At 41.5% G+C, this 2,981-nt stretch carries 1 protein-coding gene and 1 pseudogene; both read right to left on the bottom strand.

Features of this window, described 5'->3' with window-relative positions:
• The coding region (gene mutS, locus CBG25_RS06105) for a DNA mismatch repair protein MutS (protein ID WP_290605325.1) at positions 1-2,002 on the bottom strand (2,002 nt) is incomplete at its 3' end.
• A gap of 721 nt (positions 2,003-2,723) precedes the next feature.
• Positions 2,724-2,937, bottom strand: a pseudogene (locus CBG25_RS06100) (ogr/Delta-like zinc finger family protein).
• Positions 2,938-2,981 lie beyond the last annotated feature (44 nt).

Genomic DNA, 2,981 nt, shown 5'->3' with positions numbered 1-2,981 from the left:
ACCGACCGGCAGCAAGATCATCCGACGCACCAACCCGAGTGAAGATCCGATCAATCGGGCCAATAATCGCTTTTTCGGCTGGCACAAAGCTACCTATATAAGCAAGCAGTGTAATTAAGGCAGCTTGACGCATATAAGTACTTTTACCGCCCATATTGGGGCCAGTAATAATTAACAGCCGACGTTGTGGTGACAGATGCAATGGATTAGAAATAAATGGCTCACTAAGTACCTGCTCAACGACTGGATGGCGTCCAGCAACAATTTCTATGCCAGGTTTCTCATTTAATATTGGGCAGCGATAGTCCAAAGTCTCGGCGCGCTCTGCCAAATTATTGAGTACATCTAATTCCGCTAACGCTTCGGCGCTAGTTTGCAATGCTGACAAATGGGGTAATAACAGATCAAAAAGTTCTTCATAAAGCTTTTTCTCAATTGCTAATGCTTTACTTTTAGAAGTTAGCACCTTGTCTTCATATTCTTTCAACTCAGGGATAATATACCGTTCGGCATTTTTTAGGGTTTGGCGACGAACATAATGGATAGGTACCAGATGACTTTGTCCACGACTGACTTGCAGGTAATAGCCATGCACCGCATTAAAGCCGACTTTTAGGCTATCAATGCCTAATTTCTCTTTTTCCCGCAATTCAAGTTTTTCCAAGTAATCACTGGCACCATCGGCCAATGCACGCCATTCATCAAGTTCGCTATGATATCCGGTTGCGATCACTCCTCCGTCTCGCATTAACACTGGTGGTGTGTCAACAATGGCTTCTTCCAATAGTGTTTGCAGTGATGCAAAGGAGCTAATGCGTGACTGCAAGTTTTTCAAATAGGGAAATTCAATCTTATCTAATATCGCGTGAATATCGGCATATTGTTGGAAAGCATGACGCATGCGAACCAGATCCCGAGGCCGGGCTGAACGGAGTGCTAAACGAGCAAGTATCCGTTCTAAGTCACCAATTTGGCGTAGAAAAGGTTGTAATTCGAAATGATAAGATTGGAGTCCGGCTATTGCTTGTTGGCGATTGAATAATTTATTTAGATTGCGCAACGGACTATGTAGCCAACGTTTTAGCATCCGGCTACCCATCGGCGTTACGCACTGATCCAGTATCGCAGCTACCGTATTCTCGCTACCACCTGATAAATTTTGTGTCAATTCAAGATTACGACGCGTAGCGGCATCAAGGATAATGGTCTCTTTTTGCTGCTCCATGGTAATACTATGGATATGGGGCAATGCTGTACGTTGGGTATCTTTAACATATTGCAGTAAGCAACCCGCTGCGCGCAATGCCAATGTCGCCTTTTCAACACCAAAACCCATCAGACCCTGGGTACCAAATTGTAGATTCAATTGTTGTCTAGCGGTGTCTAATTCGAACTCCCATAATGGGCGACGACGTAGTCCTTTATTATTTTCAAATAGTGCAACATCGACAAAATTCTCTGGATAGAGCAGTTCTGCCGGTCGGGTACGTTGTAATTCAGCGCTGATGGTGTTGATATCAGCCATTTCACTGATAATAAAACGGCCGGAAGTAATATCTAAAGTAGCATAGCCATAACCATTATCTTCTTGCCAAATCGCAGCTAATAGATTGTCCTGACGCTCTTGTAGTAATGCTTCATCAGTAACGGTTCCTGGCGTTACGATGCGAACAACTTTACGTTCGACGGGGCCTTTGCTGGTGGCGGGATCACCGATTTGTTCACAAATAGCAACCGACTTACCTAACTGAACTAATTTGGCTAAATAACTCTCTACGGCATGACGAGGTATGCCAGCCATCGGAATGGGTTGGCCGGCCGATTGCCCACGCTTAGTTAATGAAATATCAAGTAATTGGGCTGCTTTTTTAGCATCATCAAAGAATAATTCATAAAAATCACCCATTCGATAAAATAACAAAATATCAGCATGTTGTGCCTTAAGGCGTAGATATTGCTGCATCATTGGGGTATGGGAAGCGAAGTTTTGGGAATTAGTCATAGTTTTTTTTAACTTTTTGAGTTGTAATATTGCCGGTAAGACTTGCTTGCTAAATGCTATTTTAATTAAACCCGAACACTTTGCTGTGTAATGGATTGGTTTTAAAATAGATTGTCCGCTTGTTAGCAAAATCTAGCCACTTATGAAAAATTTTCTTCACTATACTATGGATAAGCAATAATCAGAAGTCACGGCGATGAAAAATAGTGCTCACAAAATTAGCCTCATAAAGGTTCTATGGCAAATTTATTGACTACATTGCGAGCGGAGTGGAGAAAGCAGATGTAACTGTTATTTAGTTGCTTACGTCATAGCAGTGAGAATTGGTCGGGTAGCAACGTGACATCTCTGTCACGCCGCCCCCTAAGAACGGTACGTGCAAGTTTCCCCGCATACCGCTCAAGCCTTTATAAAAGCCTGTTGCTCAATAGTGAAATAAAACTGCTTTCAATAAAAACAAGTTAGATACATCTAAAAAACACAAAAATAAGTTATTTTTTAATCTTATATAGGTCATTTTTAATTCAAAAATTGATKATTTTATCATCAATAGCTGGTTTTTTTGTAAGTCACAATTAATTTTGCTATTGAGCAACAGGCTTATTGTTGTGATGTTTTTATGATGAAGAAAGGCATTAAAATCATCCACGGTGATCGTTTTTAATTTCTCGATTAAAATCCACTTTTTTTCATCCTCATTTGAAAAAATCATAGTAGCCTTTTAAACCGCGAGTGACATTTGTTGCCCGGTGCTATGTGGGGTAACGGGGTCAATTTTGCCCGGTGTTGAAATAAACCGGGTTAAGCTTTCATGGCTGACAAAGGTCGCCCCACAATTAATGTTGACACTGGTTATAACGTTCACGGGTGTTTTCTGAAATCTGGTGGGAACTTCGCGTATGGGCGGCATGACCACAAAGGGGGCAATTCATCATGATGACATTCTCCTTTTTTCAGGTATTTTACCAGCAAGTTAGTG

This window comes from Arsenophonus sp. ENCA, assembly GCF_002287155.1.
Taxonomy (GTDB): domain Bacteria; phylum Pseudomonadota; class Gammaproteobacteria; order Enterobacterales; family Enterobacteriaceae; genus Arsenophonus; species Arsenophonus nilaparvatae.
The sequence above is the reverse complement of the archived record's forward strand: the minus strand, read 5'-3'. Positions and strand labels throughout refer to the sequence as shown.